The organism is Rhizobium sp. 05N49, assembly GCF_056396805.1.
In genome coordinates, this window is sequence record NZ_JBFTME010000027.1 from 1 (window position 1) to 24,270 (window position 24,270).

At 60.5% G+C, this 24,270-nt stretch carries 24 protein-coding genes and 1 pseudogene; 12 read left to right on the forward strand and 13 right to left on the reverse strand.

What is annotated here, in order from left to right; all coding sequences use genetic code 11:
• From AC1DF8_RS32320 to AC1DF8_RS32330, 3 genes and pseudogenes are all read right to left on the reverse strand, one after another.
• A pseudogene (locus AC1DF8_RS32320) lies at positions 1-495 on the reverse strand (hypothetical protein); the annotation flags it as partial.
• A gap of 120 nt (positions 496-615) precedes the next feature.
• Positions 616-1,287 carry a L,D-transpeptidase gene (locus tag AC1DF8_RS32325; protein WP_112541440.1) on the reverse strand — a complete coding sequence of 224 codons (672 nt, stop codon included), beginning with the start codon at positions 1,285-1,287 and terminating at the stop codon, positions 616-618.
• A gap of 136 nt (positions 1,288-1,423) precedes the next feature.
• The gene (locus AC1DF8_RS32330; protein WP_112972510.1) at positions 1,424-2,176 is read right to left on the reverse strand and encodes a L,D-transpeptidase; all 753 of its coding nucleotides are present in this window, start codon (positions 2,174-2,176) and stop codon (positions 1,424-1,426) included.
• Positions 2,177-2,386: 210 nt separating this feature from the next.
• Here AC1DF8_RS32330 and AC1DF8_RS32335 point away from each other — a divergent pair, with 210 nt between their 5' ends.
• Together AC1DF8_RS32335 and AC1DF8_RS32340 are read left to right on the forward strand one after the other, a co-directional pair.
• Positions 2,387-3,016: a DNA-3-methyladenine glycosylase I gene (locus tag AC1DF8_RS32335; RefSeq protein ID WP_112541438.1), complete on the forward strand. Its 630-nt coding sequence runs from the start codon at positions 2,387-2,389 to the stop codon at positions 3,014-3,016.
• Positions 3,013-3,510: a hypothetical protein gene (locus AC1DF8_RS32340; RefSeq protein WP_112972509.1), complete on the forward strand. Its 498-nt coding sequence runs from the start codon at positions 3,013-3,015 to the stop codon at positions 3,508-3,510. The genes AC1DF8_RS32335 and AC1DF8_RS32340 overlap by 4 nt, the downstream gene beginning before the upstream one ends.
• Positions 3,511-3,527: 17 nt before the next feature.
• Here the strand turns inward: AC1DF8_RS32340 and AC1DF8_RS32345 are convergent, their stop codons facing one another.
• Positions 3,528-4,232, reverse strand: coding sequence for an HAD family hydrolase (locus tag AC1DF8_RS32345; protein WP_112972508.1), 705 nt, complete (start codon positions 4,230-4,232; stop codon positions 3,528-3,530).
• 254 nt (positions 4,233-4,486) lie between these two features.
• Between AC1DF8_RS32345 and AC1DF8_RS32350 the strand changes: the two genes are divergently transcribed.
• Entirely contained in the window at positions 4,487-5,536 is a 1,050-nt protein-coding gene (locus tag AC1DF8_RS32350) for an aldo/keto reductase (RefSeq protein ID WP_112972507.1), read from the forward strand.
• 61 nt (positions 5,537-5,597) lie between these two features.
• Here AC1DF8_RS32350 and copM read toward each other — a convergent pair whose 3' ends face one another.
• The 3 genes from copM to AC1DF8_RS32365 all read right to left on the reverse strand — a co-directional run bounded on the left by copM (position 5,598) and on the right by AC1DF8_RS32365 (position 7,211).
• Positions 5,598-5,957, reverse strand: a complete 360-nt coding sequence (gene copM, locus AC1DF8_RS32355) for a CopM family metallochaperone (protein WP_113014723.1) — start codon at positions 5,955-5,957, stop codon at positions 5,598-5,600.
• Positions 5,958-6,027: 70 nt separating this feature from the next.
• Positions 6,028-6,411: a hypothetical protein gene (locus tag AC1DF8_RS32360; RefSeq protein WP_478156709.1), complete on the reverse strand. Its 384-nt coding sequence runs from the start codon at positions 6,409-6,411 to the stop codon at positions 6,028-6,030.
• A 44-nt stretch (positions 6,412-6,455) separates the two neighbouring features.
• Complete coding sequence (locus AC1DF8_RS32365) at positions 6,456-7,211, reverse strand: hypothetical protein (RefSeq protein ID WP_478156711.1); 756 nt, start codon at positions 7,209-7,211, stop codon at positions 6,456-6,458.
• Between the two features lie 134 nt (positions 7,212-7,345).
• Between AC1DF8_RS32365 and hisS the strand changes: the two genes are divergently transcribed.
• From hisS to hisG, 3 genes are read left to right on the forward strand one after another with little or no spacing between them, the layout of a single operon-like run.
• On the forward strand, positions 7,346-8,860 hold the full coding sequence (hisS, locus tag AC1DF8_RS32370) for a histidine--tRNA ligase (RefSeq protein WP_478156713.1): 1,515 nt from the start codon (positions 7,346-7,348) through the stop codon (positions 8,858-8,860).
• 1 nt (position 8,861) lies between these two features.
• Positions 8,862-9,983 (forward strand): ATP phosphoribosyltransferase regulatory subunit, encoded by a 1,122-nt coding sequence (locus AC1DF8_RS32375; protein WP_478156715.1) that lies wholly within the window; start codon positions 8,862-8,864, stop codon positions 9,981-9,983.
• Entirely contained in the window at positions 9,980-10,675 is a 696-nt protein-coding gene (hisG, locus tag AC1DF8_RS32380) for an ATP phosphoribosyltransferase (protein WP_478156717.1), read from the forward strand. The genes AC1DF8_RS32375 and hisG overlap by 4 nt, the downstream gene beginning before the upstream one ends.
• Before the next feature lie 72 nt (positions 10,676-10,747).
• Here hisG and AC1DF8_RS32385 read toward each other — a convergent pair whose 3' ends face one another.
• Positions 10,748-11,197 (reverse strand): DoxX family protein, encoded by a 450-nt coding sequence (locus AC1DF8_RS32385; protein ID WP_478156719.1) that lies wholly within the window; start codon positions 11,195-11,197, stop codon positions 10,748-10,750.
• Between the two features lie 203 nt (positions 11,198-11,400).
• Here AC1DF8_RS32385 and AC1DF8_RS32390 point away from each other — a divergent pair, with 203 nt between their 5' ends.
• Positions 11,401-12,111, forward strand: a complete 711-nt coding sequence (locus AC1DF8_RS32390; RefSeq protein ID WP_113115818.1) for a glutathione binding-like protein — start codon at positions 11,401-11,403, stop codon at positions 12,109-12,111.
• A gap of 112 nt (positions 12,112-12,223) precedes the next feature.
• On the opposite strand, the gene AC1DF8_RS32395 is transcribed toward AC1DF8_RS32390, so the two are convergent.
• The 4 genes from AC1DF8_RS32395 to AC1DF8_RS32410 form a co-directional block, all read right to left on the reverse strand.
• A complete protein-coding gene (locus AC1DF8_RS32395) occupies positions 12,224-12,670 on the reverse strand; it encodes a hypothetical protein (RefSeq protein WP_113014718.1) in 447 nt (148 codons plus the stop codon).
• Positions 12,671-13,429: 759 nt separating this feature from the next.
• The gene (gene groL / locus AC1DF8_RS32400) at positions 13,430-15,067 is read right to left on the reverse strand and encodes a chaperonin GroEL (RefSeq protein WP_478156722.1); all 1,638 of its coding nucleotides are present in this window, start codon (positions 15,065-15,067) and stop codon (positions 13,430-13,432) included.
• A 56-nt stretch (positions 15,068-15,123) separates the two neighbouring features.
• The gene (gene groES, locus AC1DF8_RS32405) at positions 15,124-15,420 is read right to left on the reverse strand and encodes a co-chaperone GroES (protein WP_004675403.1); all 297 of its coding nucleotides are present in this window, start codon (positions 15,418-15,420) and stop codon (positions 15,124-15,126) included.
• A gap of 451 nt (positions 15,421-15,871) precedes the next feature.
• Positions 15,872-16,513: a dihydrofolate reductase family protein gene (locus AC1DF8_RS32410; RefSeq protein ID WP_478156725.1), complete on the reverse strand. Its 642-nt coding sequence runs from the start codon at positions 16,511-16,513 to the stop codon at positions 15,872-15,874.
• 147 nt (positions 16,514-16,660) lie between these two features.
• Here AC1DF8_RS32410 and AC1DF8_RS32415 point away from each other — a divergent pair, with 147 nt between their 5' ends.
• From AC1DF8_RS32415 to AC1DF8_RS32430, 4 genes are all read left to right on the forward strand, one after another.
• Positions 16,661-17,017: an ArsR/SmtB family transcription factor gene (locus AC1DF8_RS32415; RefSeq protein ID WP_112541424.1), complete on the forward strand. Its 357-nt coding sequence runs from the start codon at positions 16,661-16,663 to the stop codon at positions 17,015-17,017.
• On the forward strand, positions 16,992-17,480 hold the full coding sequence (locus AC1DF8_RS32420; RefSeq protein WP_478156802.1) for an SRPBCC family protein: 489 nt from the start codon (positions 16,992-16,994) through the stop codon (positions 17,478-17,480). The genes AC1DF8_RS32415 and AC1DF8_RS32420 overlap by 26 nt, the downstream gene beginning before the upstream one ends.
• Positions 17,481-17,709: 229 nt before the next feature.
• Positions 17,710-18,558 (forward strand): TIGR01459 family HAD-type hydrolase, encoded by an 849-nt coding sequence (locus tag AC1DF8_RS32425; protein WP_478156727.1) that lies wholly within the window; start codon positions 17,710-17,712, stop codon positions 18,556-18,558.
• 14 nt (positions 18,559-18,572) lie between these two features.
• Positions 18,573-19,556, forward strand: a complete 984-nt coding sequence (locus AC1DF8_RS32430) for a bifunctional riboflavin kinase/FAD synthetase (RefSeq protein WP_112541963.1) — start codon at positions 18,573-18,575, stop codon at positions 19,554-19,556.
• Positions 19,557-19,618: 62 nt separating this feature from the next.
• On the opposite strand, the gene AC1DF8_RS32435 is transcribed toward AC1DF8_RS32430, so the two are convergent.
• Positions 19,619-20,833, reverse strand: a complete 1,215-nt coding sequence (locus AC1DF8_RS32435) for an MFS transporter (RefSeq protein WP_478156730.1) — start codon at positions 20,831-20,833, stop codon at positions 19,619-19,621.
• Between the two features lie 473 nt (positions 20,834-21,306).
• Between AC1DF8_RS32435 and ileS the strand changes: the two genes are divergently transcribed.
• Positions 21,307-24,213 (forward strand): isoleucine--tRNA ligase, encoded by a 2,907-nt coding sequence (ileS, locus tag AC1DF8_RS32440; protein ID WP_478156732.1) that lies wholly within the window; start codon positions 21,307-21,309, stop codon positions 24,211-24,213.
• Positions 24,214-24,270: the final 57 nt, after the last annotated feature.

Genomic DNA, 24,270 nt, shown 5'->3' on the forward strand with positions numbered 1-24,270 from the left:
CCAAGATAGGGGGTCCAGCGGCGAGCCGGGTCCTTGAAGCGATAGAGGCCGTTGACGGTCAAGAGATTCAGGCCGTCGGTGAATTCGAAAGCGATAGAGGCCGTTGACCGTCAGGAGATTCAGGCCGTCGGTGAATTCGAAATGCGTCCAGCCCGGCGAACGCGCCATGGTCTCGTCGTCGGCATAGACCTTGTCATGGGTGTAGTCGAGAGAGACACCCCAGTTTGGCAGGTTGAAATCGCCCAGCCACCAGGTGACGCGACCGCCGTAGTAGGGAGGGCTGCCGAAGGATTTGYCTTCCCAGCCGGCGCTGAAGGAGGTGCCATCGGAAACATCGATATGGCTATGCGGCGCCGTCTGGTAACCGCCATAGATGGAAAATTCCAGATCTTCAGCCGAAGCCGTGCCGGCCATCGATGCGAGAGCGGAAAACGCAAGGCCTGCCAGAAGCGAGGTGGCCACGAGCGAGGTGGAAAGACGCAATGCATATGCCATTGAATATCCCCGAAGCACCAGAAAGGTTATCGGTTCAATTCTGTGGCAGAGTTCTGTGTCACAATCTTAAAGGAGAAAAAGGCGCACCGGGTGCGCCTTTATTTTTATTGAAAGTGTTGCTCAACCGCCAAACATGGTCCGCAGAATGTCGATGCCCTTGTCCTGGAAGGCGACGTTGCCCTGCTTGTTGCCGGGGCCGACGACGATGACCTTGGTGCCGACGGAAACGCGGCTGTAAAGGTGCGAAACGTCGTCATTCATCATACGGATGCAGCCGGAGGACATGTTGAGGCCGATCGTCCAGGGCTGGTTGGTGCCGTGAATGCGGAAGATCGTGTCGCGGCCGCCCTTGTAGAGATACATGGCGCGTGCACCGAGTGGATTGTCCGGGCCGCCGGGCTGGACGGCAGGAAGATTGTGGCCTTCGCGGGCCTCGCGGGCGCGCATCTCGGCCGGCGGTGTCCAGCTCGGCCATTCCGACATGCGGCCGACCGTGACCACACCCGACCAGCCGAAACCATCACGGCCGACGCCGATGCCATAGCGCGTGGCGCGGTTGTTGCCTTCCACGAGGTAAAGGAACTTGTTGTTCGTATCGACGATGATCGTGCCAGGCTTCTCGCTGGTGGATAGACGAACCACGCGCTTGCGGAACTGCGGCTTGATCTCGCGGGTCTGCTTGACGCCACGCACCGCGTCCGTTGCCGTCATCACCGGTTCAGCGCTGACGGTCACAACCGTACAGGACAACGCGACGGCCGCCGCCGCTGCGAGCCTCAGAAATTGCTTCATATTCGATACCCTCTCCTTCAGGACTGCGTAGAGGCTAGTCAAATCGGTTTGAATTTCAAGCCGGAGAGGCGAGGGATACGGTTTTTTGTTATCCGGCGGACGGCTGTTCTTGTCGCCCGCCGGTGTTGTTTGGTCATTACATCACGATGACGCGGGTGCCGACATTGACGCGGTCGTAAAGGTCGACCACGTCCTCGTTGCGCATGCGGATGCAGCCGGAGGAGACGGCACTGCCGATCGTCCAGGGCGCGTTTGTGCCGTGAATGCGGTAGAGCGTGGAGCCGAGATACATGGCGCGGGCACCGAGCGGATTTTCCGGGCCGCCATCCATGCGGGCGGGAAGATAATGGCCCTTGGCGGCTTCACGGCTCACCATTTCCGAAGGCGGGGTCCAGTCCGGCCATTCCGACTTGCGGGTAATCTTGTGGGCGCCTGCCCATTCAAAGCCGGGCTTGCCGACGCCGACGCCGTAGCGGCGCGCCTTGCCCCCATCCATCACGAGATAGAGGAAGCGATTATTGGTATCGATGATGATCGTGCCGGGTCTTTCCTTGTTATCGTAATCGACGATCTGCGGCAGGAACTGCGGCTCGACCTGCCCGCGGATGACGGGAATACCGGGACGGACGGCCGAAACGGTTTGCGGCGCCGGCTGAGGCGCGCGCTGGATGTATGTCCGGCGCTGCTGGAAAAGGCCGCGCTGCTGATAGACGACGGGACGCTGGTAAACGACGGGACGGACCGCGCCGCCGCCGAGCTGATTGATCCAGGGGGCGGTCAAGTCAGGGCTCAGCACCACGGGTGGACGGGAAGCATAGCGGTCGTCTGCAAGGGCGGCCGTGGACAGAATGCCGAGCATGGCTGCGGCAAGAACAAGGGGTTTCATCATCGGACGAACTCTCTACAAATGACCGAAAATGCGCTGGCGAAATTGTCCGCCTGCGGTCATGCTGCCACCGCGTCAGCCAGCGAATGGTAAATGTGGATTCATTAAAAGACGAAGGACCGGATAAACTTTTCGTCAGGGTTATCGTTCGGTTTGGAAAGAAGGTTTGCAAATGGTAAAGCCGGATTCGAAGCCGCAAAAAGAGATAAAAGCATGAGCGAAACCGGCATCATCATCGGCGAGGATGGCAAGAGCCGCTGCCATTGGCACGCGAATCTCCCTGACTATCTGCGTTACCACGATGAGGAATGGGGCAGGCCTGTCACCGATGACATCAGGCTCTTCGAGAAGATCTGTCTCGAAGGCTTCCAGTCCGGTCTTTCCTGGCTGACGATCCTGCGCAAACGGGAAAATTTCCGCGCTGCCTTCGCCGGTTTCGATTTCGAGAAAGTGGCACGCTTCGGCGACGAGGATATCGCCCGCTGCCTTGCCGATGCCGGCATCATCCGTCACCGCGGCAAGATCGTCTCCACGATCAACAACGCGCGGCGTGCGATTGATCTCAGAGGCGAATTCGGCTCTCTGGCCCGCTATTTCTGGAGTTACGAGCCGCGCGCAGAAGACCGGCCAGCCGTGGTTGATCGGGAACATATCGTTGCCAATCCGACAACGGCGACGTCTGTCAGGATATCCAAGGATTTGAAGAAACGCGGCTGGACCTTTGTCGGACCGACCACAGTTTATGCTTTCATGCAGGCAATGGGTCTCGTCAACGATCATCTCGAAGGCTGCTTCTGCCGCGCCGAAGTGGAGGCGATGCGCGCAGCATTGGTGCGCCCATGAAATCGCCGATCAAGTCAATTGCCACCCTTGCCGCAGCGCTTTTTCTCTTCGCTCCGGTTGCCCTTGCGCAGACGCCGCAACTCGATCCCGGCGAGAAGCTGGAAAAGCTGCAGTTCCCGGCCGTGACCATGCAGCTGAAGGGCTGGACCAAGTTCGGCAACAGCGATGTCTATACGCTTCCGGTGCGTGCGGGCCAGCATGTGAAGATCAGCTTCGAGACGAAAAGCAAATTCGCTTTTCTGGCGATCTTCGACCTGTCGAAGCCCGATGACGAGGCCTTCTTCGGCACGGACGAGGATGGCACCAGCTATGAGACGACGGTCAAGGAAAACGCTACCTGGCTGCTGCGTCCCTACTATTCCAAGGTTTCGCCGCGGCGCGGGCTGGGCGCACCTTACAGCATTCTGATCGAGCCGCTCGCGGCCGCCCCGCAACCGGCCAAGCCGGCGACCGAACAGCCGGAGCAGCCGTCGCTCTTTCCGAAGCGAAAGTAGTTAAAGCAAAATCAGCTTCAGCCGAGACCGTCGATCAGCCCGTGCAGTTCGCCAAGATGGACGATCTTGCGGAAGCGCGGCGCTTCTTTCGGTTCCTCGATATGCTCGAGCACCCAGGTCAGTTCGTGCGGAACGAAGACCCCGTAGCTGCCGGCGGCGATGGCCGGCACGATATCGGACTTCAGCGAATTGCCGACCATCATCGCTCGCTCCGGCCCATCACCGACCTTGGAAAAGATGCGCCGATAGGTGACAGCCGTCTTGTCTGAGACGATCTCGACAGCATCGAAGTAATCGCCAAGCCCGGACTGGGCGAGCTTGCGCTCCTGGTCGAAGAGGTCGCCCTTGGTGATCACGACCAGCAGATATTTTCCGGCGAGCGTTTCCAGCGTATCGCGCACATGCGGCAGGGTTTCGACCGGATGGGACAGAAGGTCGCGCCCGGTATCGAGGATCTTGGCAATCACGCTCGACGGCACCTTGCCTTCGGTGACCTCGATCGCCGTCTCGATCATCGATAGCGTGAAGCCTTTGATGCCGAAGCCGTAATGGGCAAGGTTGCGTTTCTCCGCCTCGAGAAGCCGTTCGGAAATCTTCGCGCCGTCGGCGAAATCTGCAAGAAGTCTTGTAAAATGCTCTTCCGTCAGCCTGTAATAATGTTCGTTCTGCCAGAGTGTGTCGTCGGCATCGAAGCCGATCGTCGTCAATGGTCGGGCGGTCATATGCGCACCTCTTGAAATGCGCCCTCTAGAAATACGAGAAGCAATTTATTCCTCGCCTGTGTCGAGACAAGGGCGTAGCGGTAGCGCTGCACAGAGCCGGGCTCCGTTGAAAAACGCGGGTCGGCGACCTAGATGAAAAATGCCTCACCTTGCAGCCAGCCCCGGCTGTTCCTGCTGCGCGCAGGCCAATAATCAAAAATAGAGTTCAGCAGTCCGCAAGCCCCTATTGCGGCAGACACAAGGGAATTTCTCGAATGCGTTACAATCAACTCGGAAATACAGGACTTTTCGTATCTGAAATCTGCCTTGGCACCATGACATTCGGGGAGGCCAAGGAAGGGACCCCCTGGGGCGCCATAGCCGATGTTGACCAGAAGGCGGCCGATGAGATCGTGCAGCGTTCGCTGGATGCAGGCGTCAATTTCATCGACACCGCAGACGTCTATTCCTTCGGTGAATCCGAGCGGCTGCTCGGCCAGGCGCTGAAGAACCTCGGTGTTCCGCGCAAGGATGTCGTCATCGCCACCAAGGTTTATGGCGTCATGGGCGACAAGCCGAACGATCGTGGCGCCTCGCGCGGCCACATCATGGATTCCGTCGAGGCGAGCCTGAAGCGCTTGCAGACGGACCATATCGATCTCTACCAGATCCATGCCACCGATCCGGTTACCCCGATCGACGAGACGTTGCGCGCGCTCGACGATCTCGTGTCCCGTGGGCTGGTGCGTTACGTCGGCGTGTCCAACTGGCAGGCTTGGCGCATCGCCAAGGCGCTCGGCATTTCCGAGCGCAAGGATTATGCGCGTTTCGAAACCGTCCAGGCCTATTATTCGATTGCGGGCCGCGACCTCGAACGCGATATCGTGCCGCTGCTGCAGGAAGAAAAGCTCGGCCTCATGGTCTGGTCGCCGCTCGCTGGCGGCCTGCTCTCGGGCAAATATGGTCCGGGCGCACCGGGCAATGGCGAAGGACGCCGCGCCAATTTCGATTTTCCGCCTGTCGACAAGGACCGGGCCTGGGCCTGTGTCGCCGTCATGCGCGAAATCGCTGAAAAGCATGGCGTGAGCGTCGCCACCGTCGCGCTTGCCTATATCCTTGCCAAGCCCTTCGTGACGACCGTGATCATCGGCGCCAAGCGTGTCGACCAACTCGACCAGAACCTCGCGGCCGTCAAGCTGAAGCTCGATGGTGACGACATCAAGCGCCTCGACGAGGTCAGCGCGCTCGCTTCGGAATATCCGGGCTGGATGCTTTCCCGCCAGGCCGCCGGCCGCCGACCGGTCGATTTCGAGCCCAAGGCCTAATAAACAGGTCGGAACAAAAGGGCCGCCGTTTTCGACGGCGGCCCTCGCATTCCTCGCGCGCTTACTTGGCGTGCTTCTTCAGCCAGGCATTCATTTCGGCGATTTCCGCCTCCTGTGCCTTGATGACGCCTTCGGCGAGCTTGCGGATCTCGGGATCCTTTCCGTATTGCAGCTCGATCTTCGCCATGTCGATCGCGCCCTGATGGTGCGGGATCATGCTGCGGACGAAATCCACATCGGTATCGCCGCTCAGTTTGATCATCATGTCCTTGTGCATCCTGTCATTGGCCTCTGTGAAGGCCTGGCTGGATGGACCATGGCCGCCCATGTGCTTGGACATGTCCATCGTTGACATATCCTCGGCAAAGGCCGGCGCCGCAAAGGCGAAGAGTGCGGAAAGGGTGATAATTTTCAGAGACATGAGTATTCCTTCCTCTGTCTGACAATAGGTTCCGGTGGCAGTGAAAAGCTGCCTTTCTGCAAAGTATTGGTCAGATCAAGCGGGGAGGCGGCGCCTGAGGCGCGGGCCTGTTGTCCCTCAATGCCCGGTCGAGCGCCGGAGCCGGATAGGAAAAAGCCGCCTTGCCGTCATCGGCAATGAAATAGGCCGGCGGCATCACCATGCAGGCGGCACAGAGTGGCATATGGGCGGCACCCGTGGCGCAAGGATCTTTCGCAGAATTGTTTTTGGCGGCCATGTCGCTCTTCGACATAATGCCGCCCATGTCCATGCCATCGGTGTGGAGATGCGCCGCGCCGGCTTCGGCCTGAACCGCCATGTTCATCGACGCGCAGGTCGGGCAACCCGCCCATGCGGACATGGTGCTGTAGACCAGCCAGCCGAAGAACATCGTTATGAGGGCGAAAGCGCGCATGGGAGAAACATAGGCAGCTGCAGGCGAAAAGCCAAGCGGCCTGATCAGGCGGCAATGACCTTGTGCACGATCTGGTAGTCGCGGCTCTCCTCGCCGAATGGCGCGACGGGCCAGTCCCAGCCGGCTTTCCCTTGAGGTGGCTTAGCGCCGTGCAGCAGATCGGCTTCCTCGTGCACCTTGCCGGTGCGATCGATGACGGCGTAGGAGATATCGGTGACCAGACAGGTCCGGCAGGGCAGGTCGGCCAGCCCCTGAATATGGGCCACGATCAGGCGTTCCACTGTATCCGCCGGCATTCCGGGAGAGGCTTCGGCCTCGTATCGTCGTTTGACGCCCCGCCCGATCTGCGAGAGCAGGTTGGCGGACACGACGAAATCGAGATAAGGCACGCTTCTTAGGAAGCCGAGCGGCTCCGACTCTCGCCCTGCCTCCAGGTCATCATAGCCCGAGAGATCGCGTTCGATCAGCCGCACGTTCCGATAGCGCTTGCCCTTCAGCCGCAGGCGCACGGACGCCAGATGCACGAGGTCGACGAGAACCACCGTATCGAAGCTCCCGGCCAGTTGCTCGATCGGCACGTCCCGGAGCAATCCGGAGCCGAGCACGACAGCGGTCCGCTGCTGCGTGAGGCCTGGTATCGCGGTGGAAATGGCCTGCTTGCTGTTGGCCTCATGGGCTGCCCAATCCCGGCTGCAGCGGCCAGCGCGCGACCAGAGATTGACTGAATAGCGCACGAAGCGGCGGTGCGCGCTGCCCGTAAGCGCTGCTGTGGCGAGATATTGAAGCGCTTCCGCGATCATGACGATATCCTGACGACAGGTCTTTCCGCATCGATCCATCGATTCTGGGCGCCAGATCAAGGCCCTTGCCCTTGCCGCTCCCCGCCCAATCCGCTAGGAAACCGCCACTGTCACATATGTGGAAATCCCCCGAAATGAACGACAAGCAGAAGAAACCGCAAAAGCTCAAGGCCCGCCTTCCGCGCGGCTTTGTCGACCGCTCCGCAGCCGATCTCCGCGCCGTCAACGAAATGACTGCGAAGATCCGCGAGGTCTACGAGCATTATGGTTTCGATCCGGTCGAAACGCCGCTGCTTGAATATACCGATGCGCTCGGCAAGTTCCTGCCCGACAGCGACCGCCCGAACGAGGGCGTCTTCTCGCTTCAGGATGATGACGAACAGTGGATGTCGCTGCGCTACGACCTGACGGCGCCGCTTGCCCGTCATGTCGCCGAGAATTTCAACGAGATCCAGCTTCCCTACCGCACCTATCGTGCCGGTTACGTCTTCCGCAACGAGAAGCCGGGTCCGGGCCGCTTCCGCCAGTTCATGCAATTCGATGCCGATACGGTCGGCGCACCAGGCGTCCAGGCCGACGCCGAAATGTGCATGATGATGTCCGATACGCTGGAAGCGCTCGGCATCAAGCGCGGCGACTATGTGATCCGTGTCAACAATCGCAAGGTTCTGGACGGCGTGCTGGAAGCGATCGGCCTCGGCGGCGACGACAAGGCCGGCCAGCGCCTCAATGTCCTGCGCGCCATCGACAAGCTCGACAAGTTCGGCCCGGAGGGTGTGGCCCTGCTGCTCGGCCCCGGCCGCAAGGATGAGTCAGGCGACTTCACCAAGGGTGCGGGCCTCGACCAGAGCCAGATCGACAAGGTTCTCTTCTTCGTCGGCATCAAGGATTATGCCGAAAGTGCAGCCCAGCTCGCCGAGCTGGTCGCCGGCACAAGCAAGGGCGTCGAGGGCGTAGAGGAGCTGAATTTCATCGGCGCGCTCGTCACCAGCGCCGGTTATCAGTCGGACCGCATCAAGATCGATCCCTCCGTCGTGCGCGGCCTCGAATATTATACCGGTCCGGTCTATGAGGCCGAACTGCTCTTCGACGTCACCAACGAAAAGGGCGAGAAGGTCGTCTTCGGTTCGGTTGGCGGCGGCGGCCGCTATGACGGTCTCGTCTCCCGCTTCATGGGCCAGCCGGTTCCGGCGACCGGCTTCTCCATCGGCGTCTCGCGCCTGATGACGGCGCTGAAGAACCTCGGCAAGCTCGGCCAGCAGGACATCATTGAGCCTGTTCTCGTCACCGTCATGGATGGCGATGTCGAGGCCATGGGCCGCTACCAGCGCTTCACGCAGGATCTTCGCGCCGACGGTATCCGCGCCGAAATGTTCCAGGGCAACTGGAAGAAGTTCGGCAACCAGCTGAAATATGCCGACCGCCGCGGCTGCCCGATCGCCATCATCCAGGGCGGCGACGAGCGTGCTGAGGGCGTCGTGCAGATCAAGGATCTGATCGAGGGCAAGCGCCTGTCGGGCGAGATCGAAGACAACACGACCTGGCGCGAAGCGCGCGTGGCGCAGGAAACCGTTGCGGAAGCCGATCTGATCGCCAAGGTGAAGGAAATCCTCGCCGCCCAGGCGGAGGACCGGAAGAGGGCGGGCTGATATGGCCCTCATCAACCTCCCAAACTTCTCCGGCGATCTCCTGGACGAATTCTCTGCCCGCAAGGCGGAACGCATCGACACGCCGGTCATCCAGCCAGCCGAACCCTTTCTCGATATCGCCGGCGAAGATCTTCGCCGGCGTATCTTCATGACCGAAAGCGAAACCGGCGCCAGCCTCTGCCTGCGCCCGGAATTCACCATTCCCGTCTGTCTGCGTCATATCGAAAGCGCCACGGGCACGCCGAAGCGTTACTCCTATCTCGGCGAGGTCTTCCGCCAGCGCCGTGACGGCAGCAACGAATTCTATCAGGCCGGCATCGAAGACCTTGGCGATATCAACATCGCCAGCGCCGACGCCCGCGCGATCGGTGATGCTGTCGGCATCCTCTCGCGCCTGCTGCCCGGCCGGCCGCTCTCCGTCACCATCGGCGATCAGGCAGTGTTCGAGGCCGTGGTACAGGCGCTCGGCCTGCCGCTCGGCTGGCAGAAGCGCCTGATCCATGCCTTCGGCAACATGATCCAGCTTGAGAGCCTGCTGGCGAGCCTCGTCAGCCCGCAATTCGTGACCGGTCTTGATGACAAGATCGCGCAATTGGTCGGTCTCGAGGATGAGGCGGCGCTGATTGCCTATATCGACGAGACGATGCAGGCGACCGGCTATTCCACCAATGCCAGCCGTTCGCCGCAGGAAATTGCCCGGCGGCTCAAGGAAAAGCTCGTTCTCTCCGAGACCCGACTGGATGACGCGGCCTTCCAGGTTCTGGAGCAGTTTCTTTCGCTCAACGTACCGCTCGTCAACGCGTCTGCGGCACTCTCGCATTTCGCCGATGCGGCGGGGCTGAAGCTCGGCAATGCGCTGGCGCGTTTCGATGGCCGTGTGGCAGCACTCTTCAATGCCGGCGTCGATCTCTCGCTCATCGAATACCGTGCCGCTTTCGGCCGCCCGCTCGATTATTATACCGGCCTCGTCTTCGAAGTGACGGCGGAAGATTCCCCGGCGGTTCTCGCCGGTGGCGGCCGTTTCGACAAGCTGATGACCTTCCTCGGTGCGAAGGACCGCATTCCCGCCGTCGGCTTCTCCCTCTGGCTCGACCGTATCGAAACCGAAAGGGCAGCCGCATGACGATCACCATCGCGCTTCCCTCCAAGGGCCGCATGAAGGACGACTGCTCCGCGATCTTCGAGCGTGCCGGCCTGAAAATCCATGCCGTCGGCAATGACCGCTCCTATCGCGGCCGCGTCGAAGGCTGGGACGATGTGGAAATCGCCTTCCTGTCGGCTTCTGAGATTTCGCGCGAACTCGGCAATGGCTCGATCGATTTCGGCGTGACCGGCGAAGATCTCGTGCGCGAGGGATTGGCGGAGGCCGACAAGAGGGTGGAATTCTGTGCCCGGCTCGGCTTTGGCCATGCCGATGTCGTCGTTGCCGTGCCGGAAATCTGGCTGGATGTCGATACGATGGCCGATCTTGTCGACGTCGCCGCCGATTTTCGCGCCCGTCATGGCCGGCGCCTGGCAATCGCCACGAAATACTGGCGCCTGACCCAGCAGTTCTTCTCAAGCCAGCACGGCATCCAGCTTTATCGCATCGTCGAAAGCCTGGGCGCCACCGAAGGCGCGCCGGCATCCGGCTCGGCGGATATCATTGTCGATATCACCTCGACCGGCTCGACGCTGCGCGCCAACCACCTGAAGGTGCTTTCCGATGGTGTCATCCTGCGCTCGGAAGCCTGCCTGGTGCGTGCCCGCAAAGATGCCCATGCCGATACGCCCACGGTGACGGCAATCGTCGAGGCCGTGCGCTCGGTTCTCTGAGACCGAACTTGGTGACATAGAAAACCCGCCGTCTTTCGACGGCGGGTTTTGCATGCTTGGGAGGGTATGAAATTAGCGGGCAGCGACCGCCTGCGGGCCGCGGCGAGCGTCGACCGAGTAGGCGCCAGCGCCATTGGTGGCGAGCATGATGTAGGCGCCGGCAAGCGTGACGTTCTTCAGGAAGTTCACGAAGTTCAGGCTGTTGATCCAGCCGTTCGCAGCAGCCGGGAAGTCAGGAACATTAACGGTCGGCAGGTGGAAGACGATGCCGGTGAACACACAGAAGGCAGCGATCAGCCAGCCCGTGTAACGAACCTGATAGCCGATGAGCACGGAAATACCCATGAAGAGTTCGAAGAGGCCGGCGAGATAGGTCAGTGCGGTTGCGGCCGGCAGGCCGGCACCCATGACCATGCCGGCGGTGGCTGCAGGATCGGTGACCTTGCCGAAGCCGGCGAAGATGAACATGAAGGACAGAAGAATGCGGACGAGAAGGATGAGGACGTTGTTCGTATTCGACATGGACGTTGCTCCGTTGAATGGCTCTTGAGGTCTTGATGCCCCGGCACCGTGTTGACCTCGGATGCAACCTATTTCGCCTTTTTTCGGCGTCAGGGAAAGATAAACACTAGCGGACGGTTTGTTCACTAATATGAAACGATGGGGCGGCTTGCCTTGCATGGCGACCATCTTCTATGGTCGCCGCCCTACCCAAGGAGAAACCCATGGCAGATCTTTCCGCATTTCCGATCACCAGCCGCTGGCCTGCGAAAAATCCCGATATTATCCAGCTCTACTCCCTTCAGACGCCGAACGGCGTCAAGATCTCCGTGGCGCTGGAAGAACTCGCTCTGCCCTACGAGCCCCATTATGTTTCTTTCGCAACGACGGATCAGAAGACGGCGGAATTCGTTTCGCTCAATCCGAACGGCCGCATTCCCGCGATCATCGATCCCAATGGCCCGGACGGAAAGCCGATCGGTCTCTTCGAATCCGGCGCTATCCTGCTCTATCTGGCGGAAAAGACCGGCAAGCTGATCCCGGCCGATGCCGCAGGCCGCTATGAAACAATCCAGTGGGTCTTTTTCCAGATGGCAGGCGTAGGGCCGATGTTCGGTCAGTTCGGTCATTTCCACAAATTCGCCGCCGACAAGGTCGCCAACAATTCCTACCCGGTGGAGCGTTACCGCGATGAGGCGAAGCGCCTGCTTGGCGTTCTTGAAAGCCGTCTGAAGGGCCGCCAGTGGATCATGGGCGACGAATACACGATCGCCGACATCACTACATTCCCGTGGATCCGCGGCGCCGACATTTTTTATGGCGGCCGCGAGGTGCTGGACTACGCGAAATTCCCCGCCGTCATGGACTGGCTACAGCGCTGCATCGCCCGCCCTGCAAGCGAGAAGGGGCTGAACATCCCCGTGAAGCCGGCCTGATCACGAGGCAATTCCAGCAAAATCGTGCAGCGGTTTCACGACCGGAATTGAGCGAAGTGACAGAAAAGGCCGGTCGTGAGACCGGCCTTTTTTCCTCGAGCCATGTGGACGATTATTGCCGGCTGGTGATCTGGCTGGCGCCTTCCAGCTTGAACCGCGGGAAGATGAAAACCCCGACCATGCTGCCACTGTACTTTTCTTCCAGTCCATTGGATTCACCCATGCAGAAAAGCGGCTGGCGGAATCCGTTCGGCATGATGATGGTCGTCGAGAAGCAGAAGGATGAGGAGAGCGTTGCCGCCTGTTCGAAGAGCTGCAGGACGTGGTTGCGATCCTTGGTGTCGTAACAGCGCACCAGGCTCAACAGGCCGCATTCCTGGGCCGAGAGACCGTGCAGCATTGCGCTCCACTCTCCGAGCTTTATCACGCCCGTCGAAAAGTCTCCGATCCAGCTTTCGGAGACCGAGAACTGTGCCAACATGTCGTGGTTGTGATTGTTGTAGTCCAGCGAGCCGGGCAGCAATGGTGCGGCAGCATTGGCTTTGGCGATCTTAAACAAGGCGTTCCCCAGTTCAGGTGCGGCTCCCCTGCCACACGCTCGGCAAACACAAAGAAACAGGATCACGTAGCACCAGGCGTCATGCCTGTGCTTTCATCCTGCGGAAACAGTTAGTCGGCTGCGCCTCTGACGGTCGCCGCTCGAATATTTCCCCGCAAGATGTCATCTCGTATGTTCGCGGAGACCTTCGAAAGCCCGAATGTTCACGCGTGGCCCTTGGCGTATCCGGTCTCGTCTGTTGCGAGAATTCTTCCGGTGCGAACGTCAATTGCAGCGCGGATTTATAGGAACTTTTGCGCAAACGGCAACGGCTTTTTCCGGGGCGTTAGGCTGACGTTATGATTGGATTTTCACCCGGACTGCGCGTTATCCGCTAATTTTGTGGTCAAAAGTCTCATTTATGCGTTGTGGAAACGGTTTCACACACACCATAGCATGCAGCTTCTGTAAATTAGACAGCTCGGAAACCGAATTGCGCTGAAGGAGAAAATGCGCGGCGCGCAAGCCTCGCGAAAGCTTCGGGCCAAAGAAGCGGCCTCAGGAGCCGGCTTAAGGGTTTAAGCCGCAGGTATTTTCGAATCGGCAAAAAAAAGGGCGGCCCGAAGACCGCCCTTTCTATTCCGGAGACCGGAATGGATGTCAGTGACGGCTTACGCCTATCACATCATGTCCATACCGCTTGTTCAGCGCGCTTGACGCGCTGAACCATCTAAATGATGGGCGGTTTTACGGACGATGCTGTGAGAGGCCGTTGGCCTATCACATCATGTCCATACCGCCCATGCCGCCCATGCCGCCCGGCATTGCCGGAGCGTCCTTCTTCGGCAGCTCGGCGATCATGGCTTCCGTGGTGATCAGCAGCGAAGCAACCGAAGCTGCGTTCTGCAGAGCCGTACGGACAACCTTGACCGGGTCGACGATGCCGAGCTGGATCAGGTCGCCATATTCGCCGGTCTGGGCGTTGTAGCCGTAGTTGTCTTCATTCTTGTCGAGGATCTTGCCGACAACGATCGAAGCTTCATCACCTGCGTTTTCAGCGATCTGGCGAACCAGAGCCTGGAGAGCGCGGCGCACGATGTTGATACCAGCTTCCTGGTCGTCGTTTTCGCCCTTTGCGGTGATCTTCGTGGAAGAACGCAGCAGAGCGACGCCGCCGCCCGGTACGATACCTTCCTGAACAGCAGCGCGCGTCGCGTTGAGAGCGTCGTCGAYGCGGTCCTTCTTTTCCTTCACTTCSACTTCCGTCGAACCGCCGACGCGGATRACGGCAACGCCGCCAGCGAGCTTGGCAAGACGTTCCTGCAGCTTTTCGCGGTCGTAGTCGGAGGTGGTTTCTTCGATCTGGGCCTTGATCTGGGCAACACGGCCTTCGATGTCGGACTTGGCGCCGGCGCCGTCGACGATCGTGGTGTTTTCCTTGGAGATCGAGACCTTCTTGGTGCGGCCGAGCATGTCGAGCGTGACGCTCTCGAGCTTGATGCCGAGGTCTTCGGAGATGACAGTGCCGCCCGTGAGGATAGCGATGTCTTCCAGCATGGCCTTGCGGCGATCGCCGAAGCCCGGAGCCTTGACAGCAGCAATCTTCAGGCCGCCGCGCAGCTTGTTGACGACGAGCGTAGCAAGAGCTTCGCCTTCGACGTCTTCAGCGATGATGAGGAGCGGCTTGCCGGTCTGAACGACAGCTTCGAGAACCGGGAGCATGGACTGCAGGTTCGAAAGCTTCTTTTCGTGCAGGAGGATGAAGGCGTCTTCGAGGTCAGCAACCATCTTTTCCGGGTTGGTGACGAAGTACGGGCTCAGGTAGCCGCGGTCGAACTGCATGCCTTCGACGACTTCGAGTTCGGTTTCAGCGGTCTTGGCTTCTTCGACGGTGATAACGCCTTCGTTGCCGACCTTCTGCATTGCTTCAGCAATGTCGAGACCGATCTGCTTTTCGCCGTTTGCGGAGATCGTGCCGACCTGGGCAACTTCTTCCGACGTGTTGATCTTCTTGGCCTTGGCCTGGAGATCCTTGACGACTTCAGCAACAGCGAGGTCGATACCGCGCTTCAGGTCCATCGGGTTCATGCCGGCAGCAACTGCCTTAGCGCCTTCGCGAACGATGGCCTGTGCGAGAACCGTTGCAGTCGTGGTGCCGTCGCCGGCGACGTCGTTGGTCTTCGAAGCAACTTCGCGGACCATCTGGGCGCCCATGTTTTCGAACTTGTCTTCGAGTTCGATTTCCTTGGCGACCGAAACACCGTCCTTGGTGATGCGCGGAGCGCCGAAGGACTTGTCGATAACGACGTTACGGCCCTTCGGACCGAGGGTGACCTTCACTGCGTCAGCGAGGATATCGACGCCGCGCAGCAACTTTTCGCGCGCGCCGCGGCCGAACTTTACTTCTTTAGCTGCCATTTTGAGAACTCCTGAAAAGGGGTGTCAGCGATATCGGATGAAAGACAACCGGCTGATTAGCCGATGATGCCCATGATGTCGGCTTCCTTCATGATCAGAAGGTCTTCGCCGTTGATCTTGACTTCGGTGCCCGACCACTTGCCGAACAGAACGCGATCGCCAGCCTTGACGTCGAGTGCTACGACCTTGCCGGACTCGTCACGAGCGCCGGAGCCGACAGCGACGATTTCGCCTTCCTGCGGCTTTTCCTTAGCGGTATCCGGGATGATGATGCCGCCCTTGGTCTTCTCTTCGGATTCAACGCGACGGACAACGACGCGATCGTGAAGCGGGCGGAAATTGGTGCTTGCCATTGTCTAATCCCTCGATCAAATGACATTCGCGGACCGGGGTGGCCCACAAGGTGGATGTTAGCACTCAACTCCCGTGAGTGCTAGCGCCGTGCATTTAGGGATGGCTCCAGAAGGAGTCAAGAAGAGCCTTCACGGATTTTTGTGCCGGAATTGTGGAGACATGCAGGATTTGTCCCGCGTGGCGCCGAGCCTTTGCCACAGCCTGCCTTTCCGAGCCTTGCCCGCCCGGGCGAACATGGGGGGCGGCTGGCGGGCCGGCCAACTCGCCACGCATCATCTGGCCAATGCGTGGCGATATCGTTGCCCGCCTGCTTCCAAGGTTGACCGCTTTACAGCGGAAGTCGACATTTGCCTCGGGTTGGACAGGCAAGGCAGATTGTCAGGGTCTGCACGGAAGCCGACATCATGACCGCTGTGCGCGGCCATGGTCGCCCCAGTCGCAAGAAAATGCCTAGCGTTGGAAGGTGAGGTGGATGGTGCCACTCGGCGCGGTTTCCGACTTCACCGTGCAGCCGGCTTCCAGGCCGCGCAGATCGTCCCACAGGCGTATGCCGCGCCCGAGCAGGATCGGAGCGATAGCGACATGAAGGCGATCGACAAGGCCCGCCTTGAGGAAGTCGCGAACAACGGTAGCACCGCCGCCAACCCGCACGTCTTTGCCGCCCGCCACACTGACAGCCCGCTGTAGCGCATCGGCAGGTGTAGTGGCGAGGAAATGGAAAATTGTCCCGCCAGCCATCTCCAGGGAAGGACGTGGCTTGTGGGTGAGGACGAAAACCGGACACCGGAACGGCGGCTCGTCACCCCACCAGCCGCGCCAGTCCGGATCGTCGGGAAAGTTGTGGAGACCGAACATGCCGGCGCCCATGATCTCGGCCCCCACATTTTCGAAATACGCCTTCGCGTAGTCGTCGTCGATGCCTGTCGCCCCAGCCCCGCTGGTATCCTTGAATACGCGCTCGCGGAACGTGCGGGTTGCTACATATGAGCCGACGAGACGCGACCAGTCCTCTCCGAACGGGACTTCCGGCGTCTGGTCCGTCGTTGTCGCGAAACCATCGAGCGAGATCATGAGATCGACACGAACTACCACTGTTGTTCTCCTTGCGAGTGGTTGCACCATGACAGCCTCCATCTGTAGGCCAGACACTAAGGCATGTGCCTTTGTATCGAGGGTCAAACACTAAGGCAAGTACCTTATTGTTCTTGACTGGCAATCTGTGACGTTTTAATAGGCCACATGCCCTACCACTCGACACCGCTCGACCTTGCCTTTCACGCTCTCAGCGACCCGACCCGCCGCGCGGTCGTCTCGCGCCTGGCTGCCGGCGAGGTACCGGTCAGCGTCCTGGCCGAGCCTTTCGACATGGCGCTGCCCTCCTTCGCCCAGCATCTCAAGGTGCTGGAAGATTGCGGGCTGATCGCCAGCGAGAAGCGCGGGCGCAGCCGCTGGTGCAGGCTGGTGCAGGCGCGCTTCGACGAGGCGGCGGACTGGATGGAAGCGGAGCGCCGGCGCTGGACCGAGCGGCTGGATCGGCTGGAAGCCTATTTGGACGAGACGCAAGAGGATGATGAAGGACATGGCAAACCCGTTTGAGACCTGGTCGCTCGATCGCGAAATCGTGCTGGTCAAGCTGCTGAACCACCCACGCGACAAGGTCTTTGCCGCCTGGATGGATCCAAAGGCACTGGCCAAATGGTACGGCCCGACCGGCCTCAGCATCGAGAGCCACGAGGCCGATATCCGCGAGGGCGGGATCTGGCGCTTCGATATGGTGGGCATGTTCGAGGGCAAGGAGCATCGTTTCGCGAACCTCATGCGCTTTCTGGAGATCGTGCCGAACGAGCGGATCGTCATGGATTACGGCACGCCCGATCCTGATGACCCCGACCGTTTCCGCGTTACCGTGACCTTTGATGAGCAGGCCGACGGCAAGACCGTGCTGACCCTGCGCCAGCTCCACCCCAGTGCCAAGCGGCGTAAGGTGGTCATCGGTTTCGGCGCAGTGGAATACGGGCTGCAGACGCTCGAGGGCCTTGCCGCCTGGCTGGACGGCTGATGTCATCAGAGGTGCCTGTAATATGCCTTACCGGTTTCGACGATGCGCCGAAGCCGGCATGCTAGACTCACGCTTCAACAAATGAACATGTTCAGTGGGGTCAGCGAAAACCCAAGTCGTGCCGAAAGCCGCCATTGGCTGTATCTGTCACGTCGCTGCGGAAATGCCTTGCCAATGAAGCCTGCCTTTGCAATGTCACCGGGGACCGAAAGCGAAGCAGGAAAGCGGAATGGCAAAGCGGATTGCGAACTTCTCCGAGATCACCGATCAATATGACGCGGTGCTCTGTGATGTCTGGGGTGTCGTGCATAACGGCATCGATCCGTTTCCGAAAGCGGGCGAGGCGCTGCAGGCCGCTCGCGCCACGGGTCTGACGGTCGTTCTCATCACCAATTCGCCCCGCGTCTCCTGGCAGGTCGTCGAGCAGTTGCGCCAGATCGGAGTGCCCGACGACGCCTATGACCGCATCGTCACTTCTGGTGATGTCACCCGCGCGCTGATTGCCGAAGGACCGCGTGAAGTTTTCCTGCTTGGTCCCGAGCGCGACAATCCGATCCTGGAAGGCCTCGATATCGAGCGTGCGGCGGCCGGTGAGGCCACGTCGGTCGTCTGCACCGGTTTCTTCGACGACGAAACGCAGAAGCCCGAGGACTACACCGATATGCTGCTTGACTTCAAAGCCCGCAACGTGCCGATGATCTGCGCCAATCCCGATCTCGTCGTCGAGCGCGGCCACCGCATCATTCCCTGCGCCGGCGCGATGGCTGCCTACTATGAGCAGCTCGGCGGTTCCACCCGCATCGCCGGCAAGCCGCACCGGCCGATCTATGAGGCGACCCTTGCCGCCGCCCGCGACGTGCACGGCGAATTTCCGATCGATCGTGTGCTGGCGATCGGCGACGGCATGCCGACAGATGTTCGCGGCGCCTTGAATTATGGCCTCGATCTTCTCTACATCAGCGGCGGTATCCACGCTAAGGAATATACGCTGAACGGCGAGACCGACGAAGCGATCCTGCACGCCTATCTCGAACGGGAAAAAGCTGCCCCCAAGTGGTGGATGCCGCGCCTCGCATAAGAGAATTGAAGCCGATGACCGTGTTCCACCGTAACGAAACCCGCGAGCCGCTGCCCGAACATTTGAAGGGCGGCGTCATTGCCATCGGCAATTTTGATGGTGTCCACCGCGGCCATCAGTCGGTGCTGAACCGGGCTCTCGATATCGCGCGGCAACGCGGTATTCCCGCTTTGGTGCTGACCTTCGAGCCGCATCCGCGCACTGTCTTCAAGCCGGATGCACCGGTCTTCCGCCTGACACCAGCGCCCTTCAAGGCCCGTATCCTGGAAGAGCTGGGCTTCAACGCTGTCATTGAATACCCCTTCGACTACGAATTCTCGCAGCGCTCGGCCGAGGATTTCATCCACTCCATATTGAAGGACTGGCTCGGCGCTTCGGAAGTTGTGACGGGCTTCGACTTCCACTTCGGCCGCGGCCGGGAAGGCGGCCCTGCCTTCCTGATGGATGCCGGCAACAAATATGGCTTTGGCGTCACCCTGATCGACGCCTTCCGCGATGAGAACACCGATGTCGTCTCATCGAGCCATATCCGCGCACTACTGAAGGAAGGTGATGTCTCCTCGGTCGCCGCCATGCTCGGCTATCACTATACGGTGCAGGCGAAGGTGATCGATGGCGAAAAGCTCGGCCGCCAGCTCGGCTTCCCGACCGCCAACATGCAGTTGCCGCCGGAGGCGGAACTTGCAGCCGGCATTTATGCCGTCCGCTTCCGCCCCGAAAGCGGCAGGCTCTACGATGCGGTGGCAAGCTACGGCCGCCGCCCGACGGTGACGGAAAATGGTGCGCCGCTGCTCGAAACCTACCTTTTTGATTTCAGCGGCGATCTCTATGGCCAGACCTGTTCGGTTTCCTTCTTCGGCTATCTGCGCCCCGAATTGAAGTTTGACGGGCTGGATCCGCTCGTCGCGCAGATCAAGCGCGACGAGGAGGAGGCGAGGGCTCTTCTCGCAGGTGTGAGACCGCTCGGCGAGCTCGACCGGAAGCTCTGTTTCGGCTGAGCAATTCCAGCAAAACTGCTTGAGCGTTTTGCGTCCGGAATTGCGCAAAAACGAAGAACCGCTCAGGCAGTGCCAAGCGCAGGCTGAGCCTTCTGCCGGGGTAGTGGCGGGAACGCGAGCGCAATCGCTGCTGCACCGAGCCCGACCAGGGCGGAGCCGATGAACAGCCACGAATAGTTGGCATAGGTATCGTAGATCCAGCCGCCGATCAGCGGGCCGAATGCCATGCCGATGCTGGAGAGCATCGTTGCCGCTCCGAAGACGGTGCCGATGATGCGCGGGCCGAAATATTCACGCGCCAGCAACGCATAAAGTGGCATCACCCCGCCATAGGCGCTGCCGAAGATGACCGCGAGCGCATAGAATTCCCCGAGCTTGCTGACGGCAAGATAGGTGGCAAGGGCCGCCGCCTGCACCAGCAGTCCTGCTATGATGACCGGCTTCACGCCGATCCGGTCCGCCAGCGTGCCGTAGAGCAGGCGTCCGCCAAGGCCGGCTAGGCCCTCGACACTGTAGATGCTGACGGCAGCCATGGGGGCTACGCCGCAGAGTGTCGCGTAGCTCACCATATGGAAGATCGGTCCGGAATGGGCCGCGCAGCAGGCAAAGAAGGTCAGTCCGAGAACGATGAATTGCGGCGAACGGAAAATCTTCCAGAGATTGGGAGCACCGCCATCCGCAGCCACCATGGCCTCATGCATATCCTGAGGCGGCGACGGGCGACGGCGCACGAGAAGTGCCGCCGGGATCATCAGGATCAGCGCGCCGATGCCGATGATCATCATCGCCGGGCGCCATTCATAGGCTGTAATCAGCCAGCGCGCGAATGGCGAGATCGTCATCGGAGCAACACCCATGCCCGCCGAAACCAGCGAGACGGCAAGGCCGCGGTTCTCGTCGAACCACTCTGTCGTCGCGGCGATCATCGGCGCGAAGAAGGCGCTGGCCGAGAGGCCGACGAGCACGCCATAGGTCAGCTGGAACTGCAGCAGCGTTTCCGCGCGGCTGGCAAGCATCAGCGCCAGCCCAAGGATGACGGCGCCGATCAGCACCACCGGGCGTGGCCCGAACCGGTCGCTGGCCGCACCCCAGAAGAAGCCGCCGATGCCCATGACGATGAAATTGAGCGTCATGGCGCTGGCGATACCGGCATGCGACCAACCCGTCGCATCGGCGATCGGTTGCTGGAAGATTGCGAGAGAAAACATGGCGCCGAGCGCAACGCACGTCATCAGTGCGCCGGCCGCGACGATAACCCAACGATAGGAATTGCTCATATCCTCATCACTCCTTGCGAGCGGGTTTGATCGGCATGATGGATTTCTGATGCCCGCAAGTCAAAGACGTTCGGGCAATCGGGAAATCGACACGGGGTGTTGGGTTTTTTGCCTCGGGAACAACAATATCGCAGCTCCCGCCTGTTTCCAGCGCTTGCCGACCGGCACAGGCAACTGCGAGAGCCTGAGTGTCGTTCCTGAATTCTGTTGGGACGAAGCATTCCCCGTGCAGCTTTTCGTAAGGTCGCGGCTCTGAAATCCCTCTTCCTTTTCCGCCCAAAAGCGCCTATGAACCGGCGCGATGAGTAAATTCCGGCTGGCGCATTCGATACGAATTATCGGCCCGGTCTTCCGCGCACGCTAAGTTGCCGGAAGGTCCGGGTTTTTGGCGCTTGAGCTGAGCGAGCGCTTTCCGTCACCACAGATTTCATGTCCGCGTGCCCTTTTCGGGCCGCCAGAAGCGATTGTCACACATGACCGAAACAGCCGAAAAGATCGATTACTCGAAGACCCTCTACCTGCCTGAAACGGATTTCCCGATGCGTGCCGGCCTGCCGCAGAAGGAGCCGGAGCTCGTTGCGCGCTGGCAGAAGATGGATCTCTACAAGAAGCTGCGTGCCTCGGCCGCCGGCCGCGAAAAATTCGTCCTGCACGACGGCCCGCCCTATGCCAACGGCAACATCCATATCGGCCATGCGCTGAACAAGATCCTCAAGGACGTCATCACCCGCTCCTTCCAGATGCGCGGTTACGACTCCAACTACGTTCCCGGCTGGGACTGCCACGGCCTGCCGATCGAGTGGAAGATCGAGGAAGAAAACTACCGCGCCAAGGGCAGGGCCAAGCCTGACCTGACCGAGCCGTCGGCGATGATCGAATTCCGCCGCGAATGCCGCGCCTATGCCGAAAAGTGGATCGCCATCCAGGGTGGCGAATTCCAGCGCCTCGGCATCGTTGGCGATTTCGAAAACCCGTACCTGACGATGAACTTCCACGCGGAAAGCCGCATCGCCGGTGAACTGCTGAAGATCGCCAAGAGCGGCCAACTCTACCGCGGCTCCAAGCCGATCATGTGGTCGGTCGTCGAGCGCACGGCGCTCGCGGAAGCCGAAGTCGAGTATCATGACTATGAGAGCGACACGATCTGGGTGAAGTTCCCGGTGGTGAAGGGCTCCGATGTCCTCAAGGACGCTTTCGTCGTCATCTGGACAACCACGCCCTGGACGATCCCCGGCAATCGGGCGATCGCCTATTCCTCGCGCGTTGCCTACGGCCTCTATGAAGTCACGGCTGCCGAGAACGATTTTGGTCCGCGCCCGGGCGAAAAGCTGATCTTTGCCGATAATCTCGCTGAGGAATCCTTCGCCAAGGCAAAGCTGCAGTACAAGCGTCTCGCCGACGTCACTGCTGCAGATCTCGCCGGCGCCACCTGCGCTCATCCGCTTGAGGGCCTCGAAGGCGGCTACGAGTTTTTGGTGCCGTTGCTCGATGGCGATCACGTCACCGACGATGCCGGTACCGGCTTTGTGCACACCGCACCGAGCCACGGCCGCGAAGACTTTGATGTCTGGATGGCGCATGGCCGCGAGATCGAGGCGCGCGGCATCGAAACCAAGATCCCGTTCCCGGTCGACGATGGCGGCTTCTACACCGCCGACGCGCCCGGCTTCGAAGGCGCCCGCGTCATCGACGACAACGGCAAGAAGGGTGACGCCAACGATCGCGTCATCAAGGCGCTGATCGAGCGCAACGCGCTCTTTGCCCGCGGTCGCCTGAAGCATCAGTATCCCCATTCCTGGCGCTCCAAGAAGCCGGTCATCTTCCGCAACACGCCGCAGTGGTTCGTCTATATGGACAAGACGCTGGCAGATGGCACGACGCTGCGCACCCGTGCGCTGAAGGCGATCGACGACACCCGTTTCGTGCCGGCTGCCGGCCAGAACCGCCTGCGCGCCATGATCGAGCAGCGCCCGGATTGGGTACTTTCTCGTCAGCGCGCCTGGGGCGTGCCGATCTGCGTCTTCGTCGATGAACAGGGCCAGGTGCTGCAGGACGATGCGGTCAACCAGCGCATCCTTGACGCTTTCGACGCCGAAGGCGCCGATGCCTGGTTTGCCGAAGGCGCCAAGGAGCGTTTCCTCGGCAACGAGCATGATCCGGCCAAGTGGTCGCAGGTCATGGACATTCTCGATGTCTGGTTCGACTCGGGGTCCACCCACACCTTCACRCTGGAAGACCGCCCSGACCTGAAATGGCCGGCCGATCTCTATCTCGAAGGCTCGGACCAGCATCGCGGCTGGTTCCACTCGTCACTGCTGGAATCGGCTGCGACCCGCGGCCGCGCGCCTTACGACGCCGTCCTCACCCATGGCTTCACCATGGACGAGAAGGGCGAGAAGATGTCGAAGTCGAAGGGCAACGTCACCGCACCTCAGGAAGTCATGAAGGATGCCGGCGCCGATATCCTGCGCCTCTGGGTCATGACCTCCGACTATGCGGACGATCTGCGTGTCGGCAAGACGATCATCCAGACCAATGTCGATGCCTATCGCAAGCTGCGCAATACTATCAGATGGATGCTCGGCACGCTGGCCCACGACAAGGGCGAGGTTATCGCGCTCAAGGATCTGCCGGAGCTGGAGCAGCTGATGCTGCATCGCCTCTCCGAGCTCGACCAGCTCGTGCGCGAAAACTACGACGCCTTCGACTTCAAGAAGATTGCCCGCGCGCTCATCGACTTCGCCAATGTCGAGCTTTCGGCCTTCTACTTCGACGTCCGCAAGGATGCGCTCTATTGCGACGCGCCCTCCAGCCTTCGCCGCCGTTCGGCCCTCTATGTCATCCGCACGATCTTCGATTGCATGGTGACCTGGCTTGCGCCGATGCTGCCCTTTACGACGGAAGAGGCATGGCTCTCGCGCAATCCTTCAGCCGTCTCTGTGCACCTGGAGCAGTTTGCCCCGGTCGCCACGGAATGGCGCAACGAGGCGCTGGCCGAAAAGTGGAAGAAGATCCGCGCGATCCGCAGCGTCGTGACCGGCGCGCTCGAAATCGAGCGCAAGGACAAGCGCATCGGCTCGTCGCTGGAAGCTGCACCTGTAGTCCACGTTGCCGACGCGGAATTGCGCAAGGCGCTCGAAGGACAGGATTTCAGCGAAGTCTGCATCACCTCCGGTATCACGATCGAAGCGGACGCCGGCCCGGCTGATGCCTTCCGTTTGCCGGAAGTGCCTGAAGTCGCTGTCGTTCCGAAGCTTGCCGAAGGGGTGAAATGCGCCCGTTCCTGGCGCATCACCACCGATGTCGGTTCCGATCCTGACTACCCGGATGTTTCGGCGCGTGATGCGGCTGCATTGCGCGAACTCGGCACCCAGGTCTGAAGATATTTGCCGGGTGAATTGCATTTATGGTGTTCATCCGGTAAAAGCTGCCTGAAA

Coding starts and splice junctions, on each gene's coding strand:
- AC1DF8_RS32325 (WP_112541440.1), bottom strand. CDS start 1,287: ATGAAGCAATTTCTGAGGCTCGCAGCGGCGGCGGCCGTCGCGTTGTCC.
- AC1DF8_RS32330 (WP_112972510.1), bottom strand. CDS start 2,176: ATGATGAAACCCCTTGTTCTTGCCGCAGCCATGCTCGGCATTCTGTCC.
- AC1DF8_RS32335 (WP_112541438.1), top strand. CDS start 2,387: ATGAGCGAAACCGGCATCATCATCGGCGAGGATGGCAAGAGCCGCTGC.
- AC1DF8_RS32340 (WP_112972509.1), top strand. CDS start 3,013: ATGAAATCGCCGATCAAGTCAATTGCCACCCTTGCCGCAGCGCTTTTT.
- AC1DF8_RS32345 (WP_112972508.1), bottom strand. CDS start 4,232: ATGACCGCCCGACCATTGACGACGATCGGCTTCGATGCCGACGACACA.
- AC1DF8_RS32350 (WP_112972507.1), top strand. CDS start 4,487: ATGCGTTACAATCAACTCGGAAATACAGGACTTTTCGTATCTGAAATC.
- copM (WP_113014723.1), bottom strand. CDS start 5,957: ATGTCTCTGAAAATTATCACCCTTTCCGCACTCTTCGCCTTTGCGGCG.
- AC1DF8_RS32360 (WP_478156709.1), bottom strand. CDS start 6,411: ATGCGCGCTTTCGCCCTCATAACGATGTTCTTCGGCTGGCTGGTCTAC.
- AC1DF8_RS32365 (WP_478156711.1), bottom strand. CDS start 7,211: ATGATCGCGGAAGCGCTTCAATATCTCGCCACAGCAGCGCTTACGGGC.
- hisS (WP_478156713.1), top strand. CDS start 7,346: ATGAACGACAAGCAGAAGAAACCGCAAAAGCTCAAGGCCCGCCTTCCG.
- AC1DF8_RS32375 (WP_478156715.1), top strand. CDS start 8,862: ATGGCCCTCATCAACCTCCCAAACTTCTCCGGCGATCTCCTGGACGAA.
- hisG (WP_478156717.1), top strand. CDS start 9,980: ATGACGATCACCATCGCGCTTCCCTCCAAGGGCCGCATGAAGGACGAC.
- AC1DF8_RS32385 (WP_478156719.1), bottom strand. CDS start 11,197: ATGTCGAATACGAACAACGTCCTCATCCTTCTCGTCCGCATTCTTCTG.
- AC1DF8_RS32390 (WP_113115818.1), top strand. CDS start 11,401: ATGGCAGATCTTTCCGCATTTCCGATCACCAGCCGCTGGCCTGCGAAA.
- groES (WP_004675403.1), bottom strand. CDS start 15,420: ATGGCAAGCACCAATTTCCGCCCGCTTCACGATCGCGTCGTTGTCCGT.
- AC1DF8_RS32415 (WP_112541424.1), top strand. CDS start 16,661: ATGCCCTACCACTCGACACCGCTCGACCTTGCCTTTCACGCTCTCAGC.
- AC1DF8_RS32420 (WP_478156802.1), top strand. CDS start 16,992: ATGAAGGACATGGCAAACCCGTTTGAGACCTGGTCGCTCGATCGCGAA.
- AC1DF8_RS32425 (WP_478156727.1), top strand. CDS start 17,710: ATGGCAAAGCGGATTGCGAACTTCTCCGAGATCACCGATCAATATGAC.
- AC1DF8_RS32430 (WP_112541963.1), top strand. CDS start 18,573: ATGACCGTGTTCCACCGTAACGAAACCCGCGAGCCGCTGCCCGAACAT.
- AC1DF8_RS32435 (WP_478156730.1), bottom strand. CDS start 20,833: ATGAGCAATTCCTATCGTTGGGTTATCGTCGCGGCCGGCGCACTGATG.